The sequence below is a fragment of the uncultured Paracoccus sp. genome (assembly GCF_937873615.1).
Taxonomy (GTDB): domain Bacteria; phylum Pseudomonadota; class Alphaproteobacteria; order Rhodobacterales; family Rhodobacteraceae; genus Paracoccus.
Genome location: NZ_CALMYP010000066.1, coordinates 91,510 through 110,088, shown reverse-complemented (window position 1 = coordinate 110,088; position 18,579 = coordinate 91,510). Strand labels below are relative to the sequence as shown.

Below are 18,579 nucleotides of genomic sequence, written 5' to 3'. Positions count from 1 at the left end.
TGGCGTGATCCCGCCAGAAATCCGCCATTGCCTAGGCGGGATTTCGCCCAAATCGCGATTCCGCAGGCGCTTCCCTGGTCCTCACGCTCAAGCAGGTGGCGAGTTCTGAAACGCTTTGTGTAGTTTCGCCGGGATTTTGCCGGTCAGCTGCCACTGCCCCGGCGCCCAACGAACAGGAACTTGCTGTATGCTTACGCTCAACCGTAAACTGGCTGCGCTTTGCCTGAGCCTTGCGATTGCGCTGCCCTCGGCGCCCCAGATTGCCGCCGCCGACCCCGCGCGCGGTCCCGAAACTGTCACCAAAGCGCGCTATGGTGGCGCTGACTCGCTCGCCTGTCTGGCAGAGGCGCTTTATTTCGAAGCCCGTGGCGAAGGCCGCAACGGTCAGCGCGCCGTGGCCGAGGTCATCCTGAACCGCGTCGACAGCGGTGCCTTCCCGAATTCGGTCTGCGGCGTCGTCCATCAGCGCGGCCAGTTCACCTATAACAAGGGCCGGCGCATGTCGAATGCCGCCGCTGCCGCCCGGTCGCGCCAGATCGCCGCCGATGCGATTGCAGGTGCGCCGCGCGCGCTGACCGATGGTGCGACCTATTTCCACACCACGGCGGTGCGCCCTTCCTGGTCGAAGCGCTTTACCCGCACCGCCCGCATCGGCAGCCATATCTTTTATCGTCAGGGTCGCCGCGTCGCGTCGAACTGACAAGGTACCTGGCTGGCATGACGCCATGGCGGTCAGGCCGATCAATTTGTCGGATATGCCCCGCCCCTTGCGGCGGGGCGTTTTCTTTGAAATCTGGTCTGCATGAACGAACCGGACCAGATTCACCTTCGCGACCATGTCATCGCGGCAGAGATTGGCGCCTTCCAGTCCGAGCGCGGGCGCGAGCAGCGCTTGCGCTTCAACCTGACCGTCGATCTGGCCGATCCGGCGATCGGGGTCGGCGACGATGTGGATCGCATCCTCTCCTATGACGTGCTGACCGATGCGATTGCCGCAGGCCTCGCGGATCAGCGATTCAACCTGCTGGAAACGCTGGCGGAAAAGATCGCGGCCGAGGTGCTGATCCACCCCCGTGCCGCGCGCGTCAGCATTACCGTCGAGAAGCTGGACCGGGTGCCTGGCGCGCTTGGCGTCACCCTGATCCGACGCCGGGGTCGGGTCGATACGGCGGATGTCTCGCTGGCGCCGGTGGTGCTGTTCCACGGTGCCGAGATCGCGCGCCCGACCGGTGCCGTCATCCTGACGCCTGACGCGCCCGATCTGCCCTTGCCTGCGGGCGGGAATGAACGCCGGGTGGCGCTTCTGGCGCTGGATCAGGCGGCCTGGGCGCTTGGCGGACGGCTGGGCCTCGACGTGGCCGACAGCCGGACCGAACTCGATTGGGCCGTCAAGGAAGCCCGTCCCATCGTCTGGGCGCCGTCGCGCATGGCCGCCGATGTGGCCGGGCTGGAGGCAGAGCCGCTGGCGCTTGCCCTCTGGCTGGCGGAACGGATGAAGGCCAGCCGGCTGGATCTCGCCCTGCCTGAGGGTGCCGGGATGCCGGTGCTGCCCACCGCCATCCCCCTGCGCCGGATCGCCGGATGAGCGATTACTGGCGCCCCATCCCCGAGGAGGGCGGCGCGTATCCGCTGGCTGGCGGCTGGCTGAGGTTTTCCCGTGTCGAGCGCCTGTCGCGCACGGCCCCGCCCGAAATCCTGCCTGCTGAGGCAGCCCCGTCCGATCTGCTGGCCCGGCTGACCGCGCCGCGCCGCGACATCTGCGGCATTTCCATGGCAAACCCTTCGCTGATGGGGATCGTCAATGCGACGCCCGACAGTTTTTCCGATGGCGGTGCCTATGACGGCATCGCGCAGGCCCGGCTTCTGGCCGGGGCGGGGGCGGATATGCTCGATATCGGCGGCGAATCGACCCGGCCCGGCGCGGCCGAGGTTTCCGTCACTGAGGAAATCGCCCGTATCCTGCCGGTGATCGGTGCGCTGCGGGACCGGCTTCCGGTCTCGGTCGATACGCGCAAGGCCGGGGTGGCGCGTGCTGCCGTGGCGGCGGGGGCGGGGCTGATCAACGATGTCTCGGGCTTCGATTTCGACCCGGATCTGGCGGGTCTTGTGGCCGAAACCGGGCTGCCGGTCTGCCTGATGCATGCGCAGGGCGTGCCCGAGACGATGCAGGACGATCCGCATTACGGCGATGTGCTGCTCGATGTCTTTGACGCGCTTGAGGCGCGGGTGCAACGCGCCGAGGCTGCCGGGATCGCGCGCGACCGGATCATGGTCGATCCGGGCATCGGTTTCGGCAAGACCCGCGCGCATAATCTGGCGATCCTGAACCGGATCGGTCTTTATCACGGGCATGGATGCGCGATCCTGCTTGGCATCTCGCGCAAGCGGCTGATCGGCGAGGTGGCCGGGATGGACGACCCGATGGCGCGGGGGCCGGGGACGCTGGCGCTGATGCTTGCGGCGGTCGGGCAGGGGGTGCAGATGCACCGTGTGCATGATATTGCAGCGGCCCGGCAAGCGCTGGCATTGTGGCGGGCAGCGACGGAAAGGACAGACTGATGGTGCGGAAGCTTTTCGGGACCGACGGGGTTCGCGGCAAGGCCAATAGCGAGCCGATGACGGCAGAGATGGCGCTGCGCCTGGGTGCGGCGGCAGGGCGCTATTTCCGCCGCGACGGGCGCAACGGGCATCGCGTGGTGATCGGCAAGGACACCCGGCTGTCGGGCTATATGCTGGAAAACGCGCTGACCGCCGGGCTGACCAGCACGGGCATGAACGTGCTGCTGCTGGGTCCGGTGCCGACGCCGGCAGTGGGATACCTGACCCGCTCGATGCGGGCTGATCTGGGGCTGATGATCTCGGCCAGCCACAACCCGGCTGACGATAACGGCATCAAGTTCTTCGGCCCCGACGGCTTCAAGCTGTCCGACGAGGCCGAGGCCGAGATCGAGCAGATCGTCTATGGCCAGATCCGCCCGGCAGAACCGCAGAATATCGGCCGCGCCAAGCGCGTCGACGATGGCCGCTGGCGCTATGTCGAATATGCCAAGACCACCTTTCCCGCCGGGCAGCGGCTGGACGGGCTGAAAGTGGTGATCGACTGCGCCAATGGTGCCGCCTATCGCGCCGCGCCGGATGTGCTTTACGAACTCGGCGCCGAGGTGGTCAGCGTCGGGGTCGAACCCAATGGACGCAATATCAATGACGGTGTGGGATCGACCCATCCCGAGGCCGCCGCGCAGGCGGTGCTGAACAACCGCGCCGATCTGGGCATCTGCCTCGATGGCGATGCCGACCGGGTGATCCTGATCGACGAAAAGGGCCGGGTCGCCGATGGCGATCAGTTGATGGCGCTGATGGCCGGGCGTTGGGCGGATCAGGGCCGGCTGGCGGGCGGCGCGCTTGTCGCCACGGTGATGTCGAATCTCGGGCTGGAACGTTTCATGCAGGGGCGCGGCCTCCGGCTCGAACGCACCAAGGTCGGCGACCGCTATGTGGTCGAGCGGATGCGCGAGGGCGGTTTCAACCTCGGCGGGGAGCAGTCGGGCCATCTGGTGATGACCGATTATGCGACGACCGGCGACGGGCTGATCGCGGCGCTGCAATTCCTGGCCGCCATGCGCGAGACCGGGCGCGCCGCATCCGAGCTGGTTCATCAGTTCGACGCGGTGCCGCAATTGCTGAAGAATGTCCGCTATGCCGCTGGTGCCGATCCGCTTTCCGCCGATCCGGTCGTGCAAGCCATCGCCTCGGGCGAGGCCCGGCTGAACGGCACCGGCCGGGTGCTGATCCGCAAGTCGGGAACCGAGCCGCTGATCCGCGTCATGGCCGAGGCCGAGGACGAGGCCATGCTGCGCGAGGTCGTCGACAGCATCGTCTCTGCGGTGGAAAACGCCGTCTAGATCGTTTCGGCCAGCGGATCGTAATCGTAGATCCAGTCGTAGCGCCCCAACAGTGCCCCCGGCGCCAGCCGCGACAGCGCGCCGATCCCGGCATGGCCGATCAGCCTGAGCGGCCCCTTCAGGTGATAGTTGCGGGCATTGGCATTGGCGGCCTCGATCACGCGGCTGGCGCGGGGGCGGCGCAATGCCTGATAGCGCGCCAGTGCCGCCGGTTGATCGGCAATTGCGTCGAGGCAGGCGGTCAGGATCCAGGCATCCTCGATGGCCATGACCGCGCCCTGGGCCATGAAGGGCAGGGTCGGATGGGCGGCATCGCCAAGAATGGCGCGGCTGCCATCCTGCCAGCGGGCGGCAACGCGGTGCCGGAACAGGCCCCAGATGCCGACCTCGTCGACCAGCGACAGCCAGCCCGGCACCGGGCCGCCGAACCCCGCGAAGGCGGCGCGAAGGTTTTCCGGGTCGTCCCTGTGCGACCACCCTTCCGCCACCCAGTCTGGCCGCTCCAGCACCGCCACGATATTGCGTAAGCCATCGCCCAGGCGATAGCTGACCAGATGCCGGCCCGGTCCCATGAAGACGCGGGCGAAAGGGTCGTCAGTAGGGTCGGGGATCAGCGCGCGCCAGGCGGTCTGGCCGGTGAAGAAGGGCTGTTCCGGGCCGTTCAGCACCGGGCGCACGACGCTGTGCAGCCCGTCTGCGCCGATCAGCAGCGGGGCTTCGGGCAGGGCGGCGGCGATGTCCTGACCAAGTTCGATGGTGACGCCCGCCCTGCGGGCGGCGCGTTCCAGCAGCTCGACCAGCCGGGCGCGGTGGATCATGCGGAATGCGGCGCCAGGCCGTCGCGCCGCAAGCGGCAGCATCGCCACCTGCCGTCCGCGGATATCGTTCAGCACCACGCCCTCCGAGCGGGTCGAGACCGCATCCAGCGCCGGCCCGAGCCCGAGCGCTTCCAGCACCCGCCCGGCATTGGGCGAAATCTGCAACCCGGCGCCGACCTCAGTCAGGGCGGGCGCGCGTTCCAGCAGCGTCACCCGCGCGCCGCGCTGCGCCAGTGCCGTGGCCACGGTCAGCCCGGCGATGCCGCCGCCGATTACGGTGATGTTTCGGTTCTGAAGATGGCCGGTCACGACTGCGCCCTCGCGGTTGGGTGATCCCCTGATTGCCGCAAGGAAAGTGCCGAGGCGATGCGGCAGAAGGGCGCGGAACCGACAGCCCGGCCCCGACCGGCAAGGCCGCGCCTGTCAGCAGGCTTCAGTCGTAGCGATGCACCCGCTCGCGGCGTTCGTGCTTTTCCTGGGCGGCGACGGTCATGGTGGCGATCGGGCGCGCGTCCAGCCGCTTGAGGCTGATCGGTTCGCCCGTCACTTCGCAATAGCCATATTCGCCATTGGCGATCCGCCGCAGCGCCGAGTCGATCTTGCCGACCAGCTTGCGCTGGCGGTCGCGGGTGCGAAGTTCCAGCGCGCGGTCGGTTTCCTCGGATGCGCGGTCGGCCAGATCCGGCACGTTCCGGGCGCTGTCCTGCAAGCCTTCCAGCGTCTCTGCGGACTGCTCGATCAACTCGGCTTTCCAGCCTTCAAGCTTGCGACGGAAATATTCCAGCTGGCGATCGTTCATGAACGGCTCGTCTTCGGCCGGGCGATAATCATCGGGCAGGAAAATCTGCGGTTTCATACGTCCTCCGACGGACCGAGGTGCCTGTCTCCCGATCCTCGCGCCCCATTTACGGGAAGCCGGGGGGCTTGTCACTAGCCCATTGAGACCAAATCTCGCCCGGCCTTCTTGCTGCCGCTTATATGGGCGGCTAGGGTCGCGGCGCCGCAGGAAAGGACCAGATGATGCAATTCGCCTCGACCGAAAGCTATGTCGCGCCGCCCGATCTGGCCATGGCGGTGAACGCGGCCGTGGTGCTGGAGCGTCCGCTTCTGGTCAAGGGCGAACCCGGCACCGGCAAGACCGAGTTGGCGCGTCAGGTCGCGGCCTCGCTGGATCTGCCGATCATCGAATGGAATGTGAAATCGACGACCAAGGCGCAGCAGGGTCTTTATGAATACGATGCCGTCAGCCGGTTGCGCGACAGCCAGCTTGGCGACGCGCGCGTGCATGACGTGGCCAATTACATCCGCAAGGGCAAGCTGTGGAACGCCTTCGAGGCGCCGGGCAAGGTGGTGCTGCTGATCGACGAGATCGACAAGGCCGATATAGAGTTTCCGAACGACCTCTTGCAGGAGCTCGACCGGATGGAATTCCATGTCTATGAGACCGGAGAGACGATCCGCGCCGCCCATCGCCCGGTGGTCATCATCACCTCGAATAACGAAAAGGAACTGCCCGACGCTTTCCTGCGTCGCTGCTTTTTCCATTATATCCGCTTCCCCGATGCCGAGGTTCTGGCGAAGATCGTCGATGTCCATTACCCCGGCCTGAAGCCGCGCCTGCTGGAGGAGGCGCTAAGCCAGTTCTTCGAGATCCGCGAAGTGCCGGGGCTGAAGAAGAAGCCCTCGACATCCGAACTGCTGGACTGGCTGAAGCTGATCCTTGCCGAGGATCTTTCGCCCGAAGACCTGAAGAAAGCGCCGGGCGAGATGCTGCCGAAGCTGCATGGCGCGCTTCTGAAGAACGAGCAGGACGTTGCCCTGTTCGAGAAACTGGCCTTCATGGCCCGGCGGCAGGGGAGATAGGCTGTGGAGATCAGGCCGATCCGCGACAGCGACAAGGATCAGTGGCAGGGGCTTTGGGACGGGTATCAGACCTTCTACGGCCATCCGGGCCGCCCGCAGGATTTTTTCGATACCGCCTTCGCACGGCTTGTCTCGGGCAATGCCGACGATTTTCAGGGCTTTGTCGCGGATGAGGGCGGCAGGCTGCTGGGGCTGACGCATTACGTCTTTCACCCGCATCTGTGGCGACCGGAAGGGGTCTGTTATCTGCAGGACCTGTTCACCCTGCCCGAGACGCGCGGCAAGGGCGTCGGGCGCGCCCTGATCGAGGCGGTGGACCGCGCTGCGGCAACGCGTGGGGCCGGCGCCGTCTACTGGCTGACGGCCGAGGACAATTATCCGGGCAGGATGCTCTATGACCGGGTTGCCACGCGCACGCCCTTCATCAAATATCAGCGCGATCTTTCCTGAAAGGGCCTGCCCATGAAGACCATCCTGCTGCTGAACGGCCCGAACCTGAACCTGCTGGGCAAGCGCCAGCCGGAACATTACGGTTATGAAACGCTGGCCGATGTCGAGGCGCTGTCGCGCGAGGCCTGTGCGACCGGCTTCCAGATCGACGCGAAACAGTCGAACTGGGAGGGCCAGCTGATCGACTGGATTCACGAGGCGCGCGGGAAGGCTTCGGGCATCGTCATCAATCCGGGCGGGCTGTCGCATACCTCGGTCGCGCTTCTGGATGCGCTGAATGCCTTCGAGGCCCCGGTGATCGAGGTCCATATCAGCCAGATCCACAAGCGTGAGGCCTTCCGGCATCACTCCTATATCAGCCACCGTTCCGATGCGGTGATCGCGGGGCTAGGGATCGACGGTTACGGTGCGGCGGTGCGGCGGGTCTGCAAGCTGGCAGGCTAACCGTCGATGCGGTGGATCTCGCGCTTCAAGGCGGCGCTGCGCCCGGCCCATTCGCTGGTCGCCAGACGCGCCTTGTGGGCGTCGAGCGCGGCCTCATCGGCATAAAGCTCCTCGATCTGCCAGATCAGCGGGTCACCCGTCTGTTCGGTGGCGAAGAACAGGCAACCGGGTTCGGCGCGGCTGAGGGCGACATGTTCGGACAGGTGGTCGAGCACGATCTTCAATTCGTCCATATCGGCACAGATAAGCCTGACCGACAGGGCGATCTGTCCCGGCGCCGGGGCAGGGCGGCCAAGGCTTGCGTCAGCGCCATGGTCATGTCCACAGTTGCAACTCATTTCAACTCCTCCGTCAGGGCGTGGCACGGGCAGGGTTGCACGTTTCTCGCCCGAAATTACGGAGAGATAAAGGTCGCACCCTTGTCCATCAAACGGTTTGGAGAAGATCTCAGGCGGGCGAGGCAGAGGGCCGCGCCCGCCTGAAATGACGACGGTCAGGACCGTTCGCGCACCTGTTTGCGGCCGTGCACCATCGGGCCGACCAGGTTCTCGCGCTTCCAGAAGCGATAGAACAGGATCACGCCGATATGCATCAGGACCAGCAGCAGCAGCAGGTTGGCACCGAGATCGTGGTAATTCTTCGCAGCTTTCGCCGTGGCCGAACTGACATAGCCGACCAGAGGGCCGGCATCGATGAAATTCTCGGATTCCGTCATCATCCCCGAGAGCACCTGCGCCACAAGCGCGGCCAGCATGGCGATCACCGACAGCGCGCCAAGCGGGTTATGGCCGGGCCAATAGCTCGGCTCGCGCAGGAACATGTGGTTCATATAGCCGCGCACCGCGCCCGGGCCGCGCAGGAAATGCGAGAACCGTGCCGGAGGTGGCCCGACAAAGCCCCAGATCAGCCGGAAGGCAAGCAGAAAGGTGACCGCATAGCCGCACCAGAAATGCAGGGTCATGCGGGTCGGGCCGTAGTTTCCCAACAGCCAGGCGGCGATGACGAAGAAGGCCAGAAGCCAGTGGAACCCGCGCAGCAGCGGGTCCCACAATTTCACCTCGCGGACATCCGAAGACCGCTCCGCCATGACTTACTCCTTGCGGAAGTCATCGTGGCAGGCCTTGCAGGCACCGCCGAGCTTGCCGAGAACCGGACCAAGCGCGTCCTGACCGGCACCCAGGGCCGCACCGGCACCAGCGGCAGCGGTCTGGAATGCGACATATTCCGCGGCAAAATCGGCGCTGTTGTCCCAGACGGCGGGCAGGGCCTCGGTCTCGACCCCATCGGCGGGCGAGGTGCCGGGAATGAACAGTGCCGGCAAGGTATATTTGCTCAGCGCCTCGATATTGTCGCCGGCGGCGGTCGCGGCGGCGGCGTCATAGGCAATGTCGCCCTTTGCCATGCCGGCCAGCGTGCCCATGTTCATCGCCAGCATTTTCATGTAACCGGCGCGCGCTTCCAATGCGTCTTCGGCGGCATCGGCAAGGGCGATGGCGGGGGCGGCGGCAATGAGACTGGCAAGAATAAGCGGGCGCATGTGGCTCTCCTGTTAGGGTAAAGTCGGAATTAATGGTCAATATTTCCACGTCTTGAGCGACAGCCGATGGCTGTGCGCATGTCCCGAACCTTAAAGAAGATGATGCTATTGGCAAAGGCCAAGCGCCGCCCGGAGGGCCGGACGGCGATGAACTTTTCGTCAACTGTACAGATTCTGGACACCGACTTCCTGATGGATCCGGTTGACCATCTGCGGCTCAAGCCCAAGCGCCTGGGCAAGCTTGTGCAGGTATTGCGCCTCTTCCTGACTGTCGAAGTCGATGGCCATGACCGAGACCAGATAGACCTGCGGGCCAAGCCCCTGCGGCACTTCGCGGGCCAGGGCCTGGGCGTCGATGGGGGCGGCCATCTGTTCGCGGATGAACTGACGCTCCTCCTCGTCGAGATCGCCAAGCTCGCCCATCAGGCGGGTCTTCTCGGCCTCGTCGATCTTGCCGTCTGCCTTGGCGGCCTGGATCATGGCGCGCAGCATCAGCCCGGCCAGGGCGTTCTGCTCTGGCGTTGGTGCGATCTCGGGCTCGCGCCCGGTGGTCAGCGAGTCGTTCAGCAATTCGCCGAAAGAGGCATCGTTCTGCTGCTGAGAGCCGCGACTTGCCAGCGAACCTGCCGCCGCGCCGCCAAGCATCCCGCCCAGCAGATCGCCGAGCCCGCCGCCCGACTGGCCGGTGCGCGCGCTTGTGCTGCCGCCGGTCAGCTGGTCGAAAATACCGCCGAGACCGCCCGTGGCCCCGGTCGAATTCGGCCCGCCATAGCGCCGCCCGGTCCCGGCCGTCGCGGCGGCACCACCGCCAAGAAGCCCGCCCAGCAGATCGCCAATGCTGCCGCCCGGCTGGCTGCTGCGCGTGCCGGTCTGCGTGCCGCGCGTGATCTGATCCAGCAGCCCGCCGCCGGTTCGGCGCGAGGATGTGCCCGACCGGGACTGGCTGTTGCCCTTTATCACCGCGCTCACACCCTTGGCGACCAGAACACCGGCCGCGACTCGGGCAAGGGATTTCATAAGACTCATAAGCTGTACTCCACCGCTTGCGGGACATGCCGCAAGGGGCGCAGCATGCAACGGAAAACGAACGCAATTATTCCGGTCAGGTTCCTTGGCCCGGCGAATTGCCCGCAAAGCGCGCCTGCCCTTGATTTTTCCCGAATCTGAATTTATCTCCGCCAGCGATAGAAATACGGGGAACGGACCGCCTTCTGCCCCGATCAAGGAGGCCTTCATGGCAAAAGCAAAGTTTGAACGGACGAAACCGCACGTCAACATCGGGACGATCGGTCACGTCGACCACGGCAAGACGACGCTGACGGCGGCGATCACGAAGTATTTCGGCGATTTCAAGGCCTATGACCAGATCGACGGCGCGCCGGAAGAAAAGGCCCGCGGGATCACCATCTCGACGGCGCATGTGGAATACGAATCCGACAGCCGCCACTATGCCCATGTCGACTGCCCCGGCCACGCCGACTACGTCAAGAACATGATCACCGGCGCGGCGCAGATGGACGGCGCGATCCTGGTGGTGAACGCCGCCGATGGCCCGATGCCGCAAACCCGCGAGCATATCCTGCTCGGCCGTCAGGTCGGCATCCCCTACATGGTCGTCTACCTGAACAAGGTCGACCAGGTGGATGACGAAGAGCTGCTGGAACTGGTCGAGATGGAGGTGCGGGAACTCCTGTCCTCCTACGACTATCCCGGCGACGATATCCCGATCGTCAAGGGCTCGGCCCTGGCGGCGATGGAAGGCCGTGATCCGGAAATCGGCGAGAACTCGATCCGTGCGCTGATCGCGGCGGTCGACGAATACATCCCGACGCCCGAGCGCGCCGTTGACCAGCCCTTCCTGATGCCGATCGAGGACGTGTTCTCGATCTCGGGTCGCGGGACGGTTGTGACCGGCCGTGTCGAGCGTGGCGCGGTGAACGTCGGCGACGAACTTGAGATCGTGGGCATCCGCGACACCAAGAAAACCACCTGCACCGGCGTGGAAATGTTCCGCAAGCTGCTGGATCGCGGGGAAGCGGGCGACAATATCGGCGCGCTGCTGCGCGGTGTCGACCGTGACGGCGTCGAGCGCGGTCAGGTCCTGTGCAAGCCGGGTTCGGTGAAGCCGCACACCAAGTTCGAGGCTGAAGCCTATATCCTGACCAAGGAAGAAGGCGGCCGCCACACCCCGTTCTTCGGCAACTACCGCCCGCAGTTCTACTTCCGCACCACGGACGTGACCGGGACGGTGAAGCTGCCCGAGGGCACGGAAATGGTGATGCCGGGCGACAACCTGAAGTTCGAGGTCGAACTGATCGCCCCGATCGCGATGGAAGAGAAGCTGCGCTTCGCCATCCGCGAGGGCGGCCGCACCGTCGGCGCCGGCGTGGTGTCGAAGATCATCGAGTGATCGCAAGGGCTCAGGCCCGACCGATATCGCGAGAGAAAGCCCGTCCCGAAAGGGGCGGGCTTTTGCGTGGGGTGGGGGCAGGCGACCTCCTGCCATGAATTGTCAGCAGGGCAGGGCGATGATGGCCCCCGACGCATTGAACGGAGATTTCAGGATGATCGATCATATCGGGCTGGCCGTGTCGGATCTGGACGCTGCGCGGCGTTTTTACGAGCCGGCGCTGAAGCCGCTTGGCATTGCCGCGGTGATGGAGGTGACCGAGGAGATGACCGGCGGTCATGGCGCCCATCTGGGCATGGGGCGGGCCGACAAGCCGTTCTTCTGGATTGGCACCAGCAAGCCGGCGACGGGCGGTTGTCATGTCGCATTCGCGGCCCCCGATCAGGCCACGGTGGACGCATTTTACAAGGCGGCCATGGCGGCGGGCGGAACCGATAATGGCGCGCCGGGGCTGCGTCCGGAATATCATCCGGGCTATTACGGGGCCTTCGTCCTCGATCCCGATGGTCATAATATCGAGGCCGTTTTCCATGGTGCCGCTGGCTGACAACCGACCCCTGCCGGGCATGGCCGGAACGATCTGGTGCCGAAGCGAAATGGTCCTTGACTGTTGCGCTGCCCGATCTTGACAGAGGGCGATTGCGGGGTCAGTTTCGGCGGTCCCGCAAAATCGCCCATGACGGGCAAAGTCATTTGAGGTCACGGATGTTCAGCTGGTTTGAGCGACGGCTCGACCCCTATCCCGCTACTGCGCCGCAGATGCCGCCCCAGTCCTTCTGGGGCTTCCTGCTGCATTATTCGCGCGGGGCGGTGCCGTGGCTGGTGCTGCTGGCCTTGGGCTCGGGTCTGATCGCGCTGATCGAGGTCTCGCTGTTCGGCTATCTCGGCGATCTGGTGAACCGGCTGGCCGATACGCCGCGCGATCGGTTCTGGGCGGTCGAGGGGCGGCGGCTGGCCATGATGGGGCTGTTGCTGCTGGTGGTGATGCCGCTTCTGCACGCGCTGACCAGCATGGTCATGCACCAGACGCTTCTGGGCAATTTCCCGCAGCGCATCCGCTGGCAGGCGCATCGCTATCTGCTGCGCCAGTCGGTCGGCTATTTCCAGGACGAATTCGCCGGCCGCATCGCGCAGCGGCTGATGCAGACGGCGCTTGCCGTGCGCGAGGTGGCGATGAAGATCATGGATGTGGCTGTCTATGTGACGGTCTATTTCCTTGGCGCGGTCGTGCTTGCCGCCAGTCAGGACTGGCGGCTTGGACTGCCCTTCGCGCTTTGGGGGCTGGGCTTCGGGGTCATGCTCTGGCAGATCGTGCCGCGTCTGGGCCGGGTCGCGCAGCAGCAGGCGGATGCGCGCAGCACCATGACCGGGCAGGTCGTCGACAGCTATACCAATATCGCCACGGTGAAGCTGTTCTCGCATTCCGACCGCGAAGAGGCCTGGATGCATCAGGGCATGGATGGCTTCCTGCAGACCGTCCATCGGCAGATGCGGCTGGCGGCGACGCAGGACATGCTGCTGACGGTAATGAACGTGCTGCTGGTGGCGGGTGTCACCGTGCTGGGGCTGACGCTCTGGACCTCGGGCCTGGTCGATGTCGGCATCGTCGCGGTGGCGATTCCGCTGGCGCTTCGGCTGAACAATATGTCGCATTGGATCATGTGGGAATTCGCCGCGCTGTTCGAGAATGTGGGCACGGTGCGCGACGGGATTTCCTCGCTCGCCATGCCGCGCATGGTGCAGGACCGGCCGGACGCGCGGGCGCTGCAGCCCGGGCCGGGCGCGGTCGCCTTCGAGGATGTCACTTTCCGCTATGGCGCCGAGGAAGCCGCCCGCCCGCTGGCCGTGCTGGACGGCCTCAGCCTGCAGATCGCGCCGGGCGAGCGTGTCGGTCTGATCGGGCGCTCGGGTGCCGGCAAGTCGACGCTGGTCAATCTGCTGCTGCGCTTCCACGATGTCGAAAGCGGCCGGATCGCCATCGACGGGCAGGACATTGCCGGGGTCACGCAGGAAAGCCTGCGCGCCGCCATCGGCGTGGTCACGCAGGACAGCAGCCTGCTGCATCGCTCGGTGCGCGAGAATATCGCCTATGGCCGCCCCGATGCCTCCGAGGCCGAGATCGTCGAGGCCGCCCGCATGGCCGAGGCGCAGGATTTCATCCCCGGCCTTTCCGACAGCCATGGCCGGCAGGGGCTGGATGCCCATGTGGGCGAGCGCGGGGTGAAACTGTCCGGCGGGCAGCGCCAGCGCATCGCCATCGCGCGGGTTGCGCTGAAGGACGCGCCGATCCTGGTGCTGGACGAGGCGACCTCGGCCCTCGACAGCGAGGCCGAGGCGGCGATCCAGTCCCGCCTCGATGTGCTGATGGAGGGCAAGACGGTCATCGCCATCGCGCATCGGCTGTCGACCATTGCGGCGATGGACCGGCTGATCGTGCTTGACCATGGCCGAATCGCAGAGCAGGGGACGCATGGCGAATTGCTGGCGGCGGACGGGATCTATGCCCGGCTCTGGGCGCGGCAATCGGGCGGGTTTCTGGCTGTCGACGACGATGCGGCGGCGGTTGCCGAATGATGCGCGGGCTGCGCGCCTGATGAACGCATGATCGGGCGATCCCGGAACCTGGCCTGCCGGCGGGCTTCGACCTGATCGACCGGCAGGGAAGGGGCGCGGGTGCGATTTCATGATCGGGCCACTTCCCCCTTGCGCCCTGCCGCGTTCCGCACTAATCAGGCGCGCGGCCTAGGGGTATAGCTCAGTTGGTAGAGCATCGGTCTCCAAAACCGAGGGTCGTGGGTTCGAGTCCCCCTGCCCCTGCCAGTCGCCTGCGCATTATGCGTGACCGGACCGCCAAAGCATTCCCGACATGACCATTCGCATCCATATCGGCGCCCACAAGACCGCCACGACAGAGATGCAGCAGGCGCTTCGCCGTGTCCGAACGCGTCTGGAAGAGGCCGGGACCGGCGTCGTCGGGCCGCGCGGGCTGCGCGGCGACTGGATTTCCCTGCACCGGGCGATGTTCGCCGGCGACGAAGAAGCACTTGGCAGGGCGCGAACGCGGCTGGGGCGCTGGCTGCGCCGGCACGAACGCCATGTGATCTCGGAAGAAAACATCATCGGCACCGTGCATCGGCGGCGCATCTTCGGCGCCGGCAACGTTCTTTACCCTGAGGCGGCAGAGAATCTGGGCCTTCTGCGCGACCTTCTGGGCAATCCCGAGGTCGAGCTGTTCCTGTCGATTCGCGATCCGGCGGAATTCGTCACCTCGGCCTATGGTCAGGTCCTGCGCGAAGGCGTGGCCATGGGGATCGAGGATTATGTCGAAGGCTATGACGTGTCTGCTTTCTCCTGGGCGGAACTGGTCACGCGGCTGCGCGCGGTGCCCGGGGTGACGCGTATCACCTGCTGGCGCTATGAGGATTACGCGGTCCTGCGCCCCGAGATCATGTCGCAGCTGATCGGGCCGGAACTCGCCGCCCTGGTGCCGCCGCCCGAGACCCATAATGCCGGCATGTCCGAAGCCGCCTATCGGCAGTTTCTGGAATGGGTCTTCGACGATATCGACGCGCCTTTCCCCGAACTTCTGGCCCGTGCCCGGGCGATGCATCCGAAAGGACCGGGCGATCCGGGGATGCGCCCCCTGCCGGAGGCGGTCCATGTCGAGAGCCGCGCGCGCTATGCCGGGGATGTCGACGCGCTCTCGGCGCTCGACGGGGTGATGCTGCTGCGCCCGGAAACCGGCGGGGCAGGCGACAAGCCGGCTTGAAAATGCGACCGGTCCGGTTTATCTGACCGGCTGCAACACGAGGATCACCATGGCCAACCCCGTTCAGTTCCTGTCCCAGGTCCGCGCCGAAGCCGCCAAGATCACCTGGCCGACCCGCCGCGAGGTGGTGACGACCACGATCATGGTGCTGATCATGGCATCGCTGGCGGCGGTGTTCTTCTTCCTGACCGACCTTGCCATCCGCACCGGCATGGCCTTGCTGCTTGGCTGACAGGCACGGCCCACGGCGCTGATTGGCCTGGTTCTGCCGGTGGTTTTCTTTCTGGCTGACCTGGCGATTACCGGGGCGCTCGGTGCCTTGCCCGGGCAGGGCTGACGGGGTTGCAATTGGCTGCGGGTGGCTGTATGTCCGCCCGACCTGCCCGAAAGTCGGCGTGCAAGATTCGTTGCGCGCCGGTTTCATTTTTCGGGCCGAACAGATTTGAACCGGGCGGCGTGCCGCCCTTGGGCGACGAAGAAACAGGGGTCGATCGGAACATGGCAAAGCGTTGGTATTCGGTCAGCGTCCTGTCGAACTTCGAAAAGAAGGTCGCCGAGGCGATTCGCCTCGCAGTGGCGGAAAAATCGCTGGAAGAGCAGATCGACGATGTTCTGGTCCCGACCGAGGAAGTGATCGAGATCCGCCGGGGCAAGAAGGTCACCTCCGAGCGTCGTTTCATGCCGGGCTATGTGCTCGTGCATATGGAAATGAACGACCGCACCTATCATCTGGTCAATTCGATCAACCGGGTGACCGGGTTCCTCGGCGCGCAGGGCAAGCCGATGCCGATGCGCGACGACGAGGTGAACCTGATCCTGCATCGCACCGGCGAGGGCGGGGCCGAGGTCGCGCCGCGCAACCTGATCCGTTTCGACATCGGCGAGACGGTGAATGTGACCGACGGCCCGTTCGAGGGCTTCTCGGGAACGGTGGAAGAAGTCGACGACGCCGCCAGCCGCATCAAGGTCACGGTGTCGATCTTCGGCCGGCCGACGCCGGTCGAACTGGAATTCACGCAGGTCGCCAAGACCGCGTGATGTGTGTGCGGGAGGCGTAAGCCGGACCGCTATGTCGGCCCCATCAGCCCAATCAAGGGCGGGGCGTGATGAAAAAGGAGAGGCCACATGGCCAAGAAAGTCGTCGGGCAGCTGAAGCTGCAGATCAAGGCGGGCGAAGCCAACCCGTCCCCGCCCGTGGGCCCCGCACTGGGTCAGCGCGGCATCAACATCATGGAATTCTGCAAGGCGTTCAACGCCAAGACGCAGGAAATGCAGAAGGGTTCGCCCGTCCCGGTGGTCATCACCTATTACCAGGACAAGTCGTTCACCTTCGAGACCAAGACGCCGCCCGCGTCCTTCCTGCTGAAGCAGGCCGCCGGTCTGAAGCCGGTGGGCAAGCGCAACCGCGCCAAGGGTTCGGAAAAGCCCGGTCGCGCGAATGCCGGTTCGGTCACCTCCAAGCAGGTGCGCGAGATCGCCGAAGTGAAGATGAAGGATCTGTCCGCGAACACGGTCGAAGAAGCGATGAAGATCATCGCCGGTTCCGCCCGTTCGATCGGCATCGAGGTGAAGGGCTAAGTCATGGCAAAACTCGCTAAGAAAAAAGCCGCTGCCCGCGCCGCCTTCGAAGGCAAGGCCAACCTGACCGTCGACGAAGCGGTCAAGCTGGTGAAGGGTGCCGCCTCGGCCAAGTTCGACGAGACCATCGAGATCGCGATGAACCTCGGCGTCGACCCGCGCCATGCCGACCAGATGGTCCGCGGCGTGGTCCAGCTGCCTGCCGGCACCGGCAAGGATGTGCGCGTCGCCGTTTTCGCCCGTGGCCCCAAGGCTGACGAAGCCTCGGCCGCCGGTGCCGAAGTCGTCGGTGCGGAAGACCTGCTGGAATCGATCCAGGGCGGCAAGCTCGACTTCGATCGGGTCATCGCCACCCCGGACATGATGCCGCTGGTCGGTCGCCTGGGCAAGATCCTCGGCCCGCGCAACCTGATGCCGAACCCGAAGGTCGGCACCGTGACCATGGACGTGGCGCAAGCCGTTGCCGCCGCCAAGGGCGGCGAGGTCCAGTTCAAGGCCGAGAAGGCCGGGGTCGTCCATGCCGGCATCGGCAAGGTCAGCTTCGACGCCGACAAGATCGCCCAGAACGTCCGCGCCTTCGTCGAAGCCGTGAACCGCGCCAAGCCGAGCGGGGCCAAGGGCACCTATGTCAAGAAGGTCTCGATCAGCTCGACCATGGGTCCGGGCGTCTCGATCGACGTTTCCGACGCGGTGACCGCGCAGTAATCCTGCGCAACCGGAAATTCGAAGGCTCGGCGGGTGCTGCCCGCCGGGCCTTTGCTATTTTCTCGTCTTCGGCTAAGCTCGGGATTTGTTTGTACCGAGTGTTGTTTTGCCCATGCCGACGGCCATTTCGCCGCTTCTGACCATCGTCGTCACCAGCCACTGTCGGCCTAAGCTGCTGGCAGGCGCACTTCAGTCCATCCGCGATCAGGGGGATTTCGAGGCCGAGATCATTCTGGCCGACGATGCCGGCTGTGCCGAAACCCGGCGACTGGCGGCAGAGATGCTGAGCGAAAAGGATGTGCTGATCTCACGGCCCGGAATGAAGGGGCCGGCGGAAAGCCGCAATATCGGCATCGAACTGGCGCGCGCGCCCTGGATCGGCTTTCTCGACGATGACGATCGGCTGGTGCCGGGCTGGTTCGCGGCGCTTGAGGCGGCGCTTGCCGACCCGACGCCGCGGGTGATCTTCGGCGATTACCTGCTTTGCAATGCCGATGGCAGCAACCCGCAGCACCAGGATGCCGGTGCGGCCCCGGTGCGCCGGCTGCGGATACGCAACATGATCCACAGTGCCGCCTTCGTCATGCCGCGCTGCGTGAAGGCCCGGTTCGAGCCGGCCTTGCGCAGCCATGAGGACTGGGATTTCCTGCTGTCGCTTTATGCCGAACTGCCCTTTCAATACCTGCCGGTCGTGGCCAGCGAATACCGCGCCGCATTGGCAGGGAACCGCAACAATGTGACGGGCGAGGATCTGGCCGCCGATTACCAGGCCGTTTATGAACGCCACCCGGTCAAGCGGCAGGGGCTGCTGAAGGCACGCCGGAAGCGCTTGCAATACATGGCGCGCATCATGCCGCCCAACGGCCTGTGAATGCCGCGGGCTTGCGATCCTTCGCCGAGAGGTCTATAGACGCCGCCTGCACCGGTCCGATGATTCATCTGATTCGTCGGGCCGTTGCTTTCGTCCGAGACGGAGGGTGCCGCGAAAGCGGCTTAATTTCCTTCCTGAGATGGAAGTCGAGACCATTTTTCCGGGGCTCTCCTCGGGTGATCTCGGGTCCATCGTTTGCGGACCCGACCCTTGGTCCATCGCGGCCGTGGGA

At 65.3% G+C, this 18,579-nt stretch carries 22 protein-coding genes and 1 tRNA gene; 17 read left to right on the top strand and 6 right to left on the bottom strand.

The window, feature by feature from the left end:
- Positions 1–187 precede the first annotated feature (187 nt).
- From Q0330_RS16460 to glmM, 4 genes are all read left to right on the top strand, one after another.
- A complete protein-coding gene (locus tag Q0330_RS16460) occupies positions 188–700 on the top strand; it encodes a cell wall hydrolase (protein WP_299481969.1) in 513 nt (170 codons plus the stop codon).
- Positions 701–802: 102 nt separating this feature from the next.
- Entirely contained in the window at positions 803–1,585 is a 783-nt protein-coding gene (locus Q0330_RS16455) for a dihydroneopterin aldolase (RefSeq protein WP_299481966.1), read from the top strand.
- Positions 1,582–2,559, top strand: coding sequence for a dihydropteroate synthase (gene folP / locus Q0330_RS16450; protein WP_299481963.1), 978 nt, complete (start codon positions 1,582–1,584; stop codon positions 2,557–2,559). Before Q0330_RS16455 ends, folP begins: the two co-directional genes overlap by 4 nt.
- Positions 2,559–3,902, top strand: coding sequence for a phosphoglucosamine mutase (gene glmM / locus Q0330_RS16445; RefSeq protein WP_299481960.1), 1,344 nt, complete (start codon positions 2,559–2,561; stop codon positions 3,900–3,902). Before folP ends, glmM begins: the two co-directional genes overlap by 1 nt.
- Here glmM and Q0330_RS16440 read toward each other — a convergent pair.
- Positions 3,899–5,029 carry an FAD-dependent oxidoreductase gene (locus Q0330_RS16440; RefSeq protein ID WP_299481958.1) on the bottom strand — a complete coding sequence of 377 codons (1,131 nt, stop codon included), beginning with the start codon at positions 5,027–5,029 and terminating at the stop codon, positions 3,899–3,901. The two genes, glmM and Q0330_RS16440, sit on opposite strands and share 4 nt — an antisense overlap.
- A 124-nt stretch (positions 5,030–5,153) precedes the next feature.
- Positions 5,154–5,576 (bottom strand): RNA polymerase-binding protein DksA, encoded by a 423-nt coding sequence (gene dksA, locus Q0330_RS16435; RefSeq protein ID WP_299481955.1) that lies wholly within the window; start codon positions 5,574–5,576, stop codon positions 5,154–5,156.
- 164 nt (positions 5,577–5,740) lie between these two features.
- Between dksA and Q0330_RS16430 the strand changes: the two genes are divergently transcribed.
- From Q0330_RS16430 to aroQ, 3 genes are read left to right on the top strand one after another with little or no spacing between them, the layout of a single operon-like run.
- A complete protein-coding gene (locus Q0330_RS16430; protein ID WP_299482182.1) occupies positions 5,741–6,583 on the top strand; it encodes a MoxR family ATPase in 843 nt (280 codons plus the stop codon).
- Positions 6,584–6,586: 3 nt separating this feature from the next.
- On the top strand, positions 6,587–7,033 hold the full coding sequence (locus tag Q0330_RS16425) for a GNAT family N-acetyltransferase (protein WP_299481952.1): 447 nt from the start codon (positions 6,587–6,589) through the stop codon (positions 7,031–7,033).
- A gap of 12 nt (positions 7,034–7,045) precedes the next feature.
- Complete coding sequence (gene aroQ, locus Q0330_RS16420; RefSeq protein ID WP_299481949.1) at positions 7,046–7,477, top strand: type II 3-dehydroquinate dehydratase; 432 nt, start codon at positions 7,046–7,048, stop codon at positions 7,475–7,477.
- On the opposite strand, the gene Q0330_RS16415 is transcribed toward aroQ, so the two are convergent.
- From Q0330_RS16415 to Q0330_RS16400, 4 genes are all read right to left on the bottom strand, one after another.
- Positions 7,474–7,815 carry an antibiotic biosynthesis monooxygenase gene (locus Q0330_RS16415; protein ID WP_299481946.1) on the bottom strand — a complete coding sequence of 114 codons (342 nt, stop codon included), beginning with the start codon at positions 7,813–7,815 and terminating at the stop codon, positions 7,474–7,476. The two genes, aroQ and Q0330_RS16415, sit on opposite strands and share 4 nt — an antisense overlap.
- Before the next feature lie 155 nt (positions 7,816–7,970).
- On the bottom strand, positions 7,971–8,564 hold the full coding sequence (locus Q0330_RS16410; protein WP_299481943.1) for a cytochrome b/b6 domain-containing protein: 594 nt from the start codon (positions 8,562–8,564) through the stop codon (positions 7,971–7,973).
- Between the two features lie 3 nt (positions 8,565–8,567).
- Positions 8,568–9,014 carry a cytochrome c gene (locus Q0330_RS16405; RefSeq protein WP_299481940.1) on the bottom strand — a complete coding sequence of 149 codons (447 nt, stop codon included), beginning with the start codon at positions 9,012–9,014 and terminating at the stop codon, positions 8,568–8,570.
- A 159-nt stretch (positions 9,015–9,173) separates the two neighbouring features.
- Positions 9,174–10,031, bottom strand: a complete 858-nt coding sequence (locus tag Q0330_RS16400) for a tellurite resistance TerB family protein (protein ID WP_299481937.1) — start codon at positions 10,029–10,031, stop codon at positions 9,174–9,176.
- A 217-nt stretch (positions 10,032–10,248) separates the two neighbouring features.
- Between Q0330_RS16400 and tuf the strand changes: the two genes are divergently transcribed.
- The 10 genes from tuf (at position 10,249) to Q0330_RS16350 (ending at position 18,347) form a co-directional block, all read left to right on the top strand.
- Complete coding sequence (gene tuf / locus Q0330_RS16395) at positions 10,249–11,424, top strand: elongation factor Tu (RefSeq protein WP_299477299.1); 1,176 nt, start codon at positions 10,249–10,251, stop codon at positions 11,422–11,424.
- Positions 11,425–11,578: 154 nt separating this feature from the next.
- Complete coding sequence (locus Q0330_RS16390; RefSeq protein WP_299481934.1) at positions 11,579–11,971, top strand: VOC family protein; 393 nt, start codon at positions 11,579–11,581, stop codon at positions 11,969–11,971.
- A 158-nt stretch (positions 11,972–12,129) separates the two neighbouring features.
- On the top strand, positions 12,130–13,998 hold the full coding sequence (locus Q0330_RS16385) for an ABC transporter ATP-binding protein (protein ID WP_299481931.1): 1,869 nt from the start codon (positions 12,130–12,132) through the stop codon (positions 13,996–13,998).
- A 170-nt stretch (positions 13,999–14,168) separates the two neighbouring features.
- Positions 14,169–14,244 (top strand) — tRNA-Trp (locus Q0330_RS16380).
- Positions 14,245–14,290: 46 nt separating this feature from the next.
- Positions 14,291–15,193: a hypothetical protein gene (locus tag Q0330_RS16375; RefSeq protein ID WP_299481928.1), complete on the top strand. Its 903-nt coding sequence runs from the start codon at positions 14,291–14,293 to the stop codon at positions 15,191–15,193.
- Positions 15,194–15,242: 49 nt separating this feature from the next.
- Entirely contained in the window at positions 15,243–15,425 is a 183-nt protein-coding gene (gene secE / locus Q0330_RS16370) for a preprotein translocase subunit SecE (RefSeq protein WP_299481925.1), read from the top strand.
- Between the two features lie 266 nt (positions 15,426–15,691).
- Positions 15,692–16,231: a transcription termination/antitermination protein NusG gene (nusG, locus tag Q0330_RS16365; RefSeq protein ID WP_299481922.1), complete on the top strand. Its 540-nt coding sequence runs from the start codon at positions 15,692–15,694 to the stop codon at positions 16,229–16,231.
- Positions 16,232–16,318: 87 nt separating this feature from the next.
- The gene (gene rplK / locus Q0330_RS16360; RefSeq protein ID WP_299481919.1) at positions 16,319–16,771 is read left to right on the top strand and encodes a 50S ribosomal protein L11; all 453 of its coding nucleotides are present in this window, start codon (positions 16,319–16,321) and stop codon (positions 16,769–16,771) included.
- A 3-nt stretch (positions 16,772–16,774) separates the two neighbouring features.
- Entirely contained in the window at positions 16,775–17,476 is a 702-nt protein-coding gene (gene rplA, locus Q0330_RS16355; protein ID WP_299481916.1) for a 50S ribosomal protein L1, read from the top strand.
- A gap of 112 nt (positions 17,477–17,588) precedes the next feature.
- Entirely contained in the window at positions 17,589–18,347 is a 759-nt protein-coding gene (locus Q0330_RS16350) for a glycosyltransferase family 2 protein (RefSeq protein WP_299481913.1), read from the top strand.
- Positions 18,348–18,579 lie beyond the last annotated feature (232 nt).

Excerpts from the sequence above, each read along its gene's own strand:
- nusG (WP_299481922.1), top strand. The coding sequence starts at position 15,692 with ATGGCAAAGCGTTGGTATTCGGTCAGCGTCCTGTCGAACTTCGAAAAG.
- tuf (WP_299477299.1), top strand. The coding sequence starts at position 10,249 with ATGGCAAAAGCAAAGTTTGAACGGACGAAACCGCACGTCAACATCGGG.
- secE (WP_299481925.1), top strand. The coding sequence starts at position 15,243 with ATGGCCAACCCCGTTCAGTTCCTGTCCCAGGTCCGCGCCGAAGCCGCC.
- rplA (WP_299481916.1), top strand. The coding sequence starts at position 16,775 with ATGGCAAAACTCGCTAAGAAAAAAGCCGCTGCCCGCGCCGCCTTCGAA.
- Q0330_RS16400 (WP_299481937.1), bottom strand. The coding sequence starts at position 10,031 with ATGAAATCCCTTGCCCGAGTCGCGGCCGGTGTTCTGGTCGCCAAGGGT.
- Q0330_RS16460 (WP_299481969.1), top strand. The coding sequence starts at position 188 with ATGCTTACGCTCAACCGTAAACTGGCTGCGCTTTGCCTGAGCCTTGCG.
- glmM (WP_299481960.1), top strand. The coding sequence starts at position 2,559 with ATGGTGCGGAAGCTTTTCGGGACCGACGGGGTTCGCGGCAAGGCCAAT.
- Q0330_RS16430 (WP_299482182.1), top strand. The coding sequence starts at position 5,741 with ATGCAATTCGCCTCGACCGAAAGCTATGTCGCGCCGCCCGATCTGGCC.
- Q0330_RS16375 (WP_299481928.1), top strand. The coding sequence starts at position 14,291 with ATGACCATTCGCATCCATATCGGCGCCCACAAGACCGCCACGACAGAG.
- Q0330_RS16350 (WP_299481913.1), top strand. The coding sequence starts at position 17,589 with ATGCCGACGGCCATTTCGCCGCTTCTGACCATCGTCGTCACCAGCCAC.
- dksA (WP_299481955.1), bottom strand. The coding sequence starts at position 5,576 with ATGAAACCGCAGATTTTCCTGCCCGATGATTATCGCCCGGCCGAAGAC.
- rplK (WP_299481919.1), top strand. The coding sequence starts at position 16,319 with ATGGCCAAGAAAGTCGTCGGGCAGCTGAAGCTGCAGATCAAGGCGGGC.
- Q0330_RS16390 (WP_299481934.1), top strand. The coding sequence starts at position 11,579 with ATGATCGATCATATCGGGCTGGCCGTGTCGGATCTGGACGCTGCGCGG.
- Q0330_RS16455 (WP_299481966.1), top strand. The coding sequence starts at position 803 with ATGAACGAACCGGACCAGATTCACCTTCGCGACCATGTCATCGCGGCA.
- aroQ (WP_299481949.1), top strand. The coding sequence starts at position 7,046 with ATGAAGACCATCCTGCTGCTGAACGGCCCGAACCTGAACCTGCTGGGC.
- Q0330_RS16405 (WP_299481940.1), bottom strand. The coding sequence starts at position 9,014 with ATGCGCCCGCTTATTCTTGCCAGTCTCATTGCCGCCGCCCCCGCCATC.
- Q0330_RS16385 (WP_299481931.1), top strand. The coding sequence starts at position 12,130 with ATGTTCAGCTGGTTTGAGCGACGGCTCGACCCCTATCCCGCTACTGCG.
- Q0330_RS16415 (WP_299481946.1), bottom strand. The coding sequence starts at position 7,815 with ATGAGTTGCAACTGTGGACATGACCATGGCGCTGACGCAAGCCTTGGC.
- folP (WP_299481963.1), top strand. The coding sequence starts at position 1,582 with ATGAGCGATTACTGGCGCCCCATCCCCGAGGAGGGCGGCGCGTATCCG.
- Q0330_RS16410 (WP_299481943.1), bottom strand. The coding sequence starts at position 8,564 with ATGGCGGAGCGGTCTTCGGATGTCCGCGAGGTGAAATTGTGGGACCCG.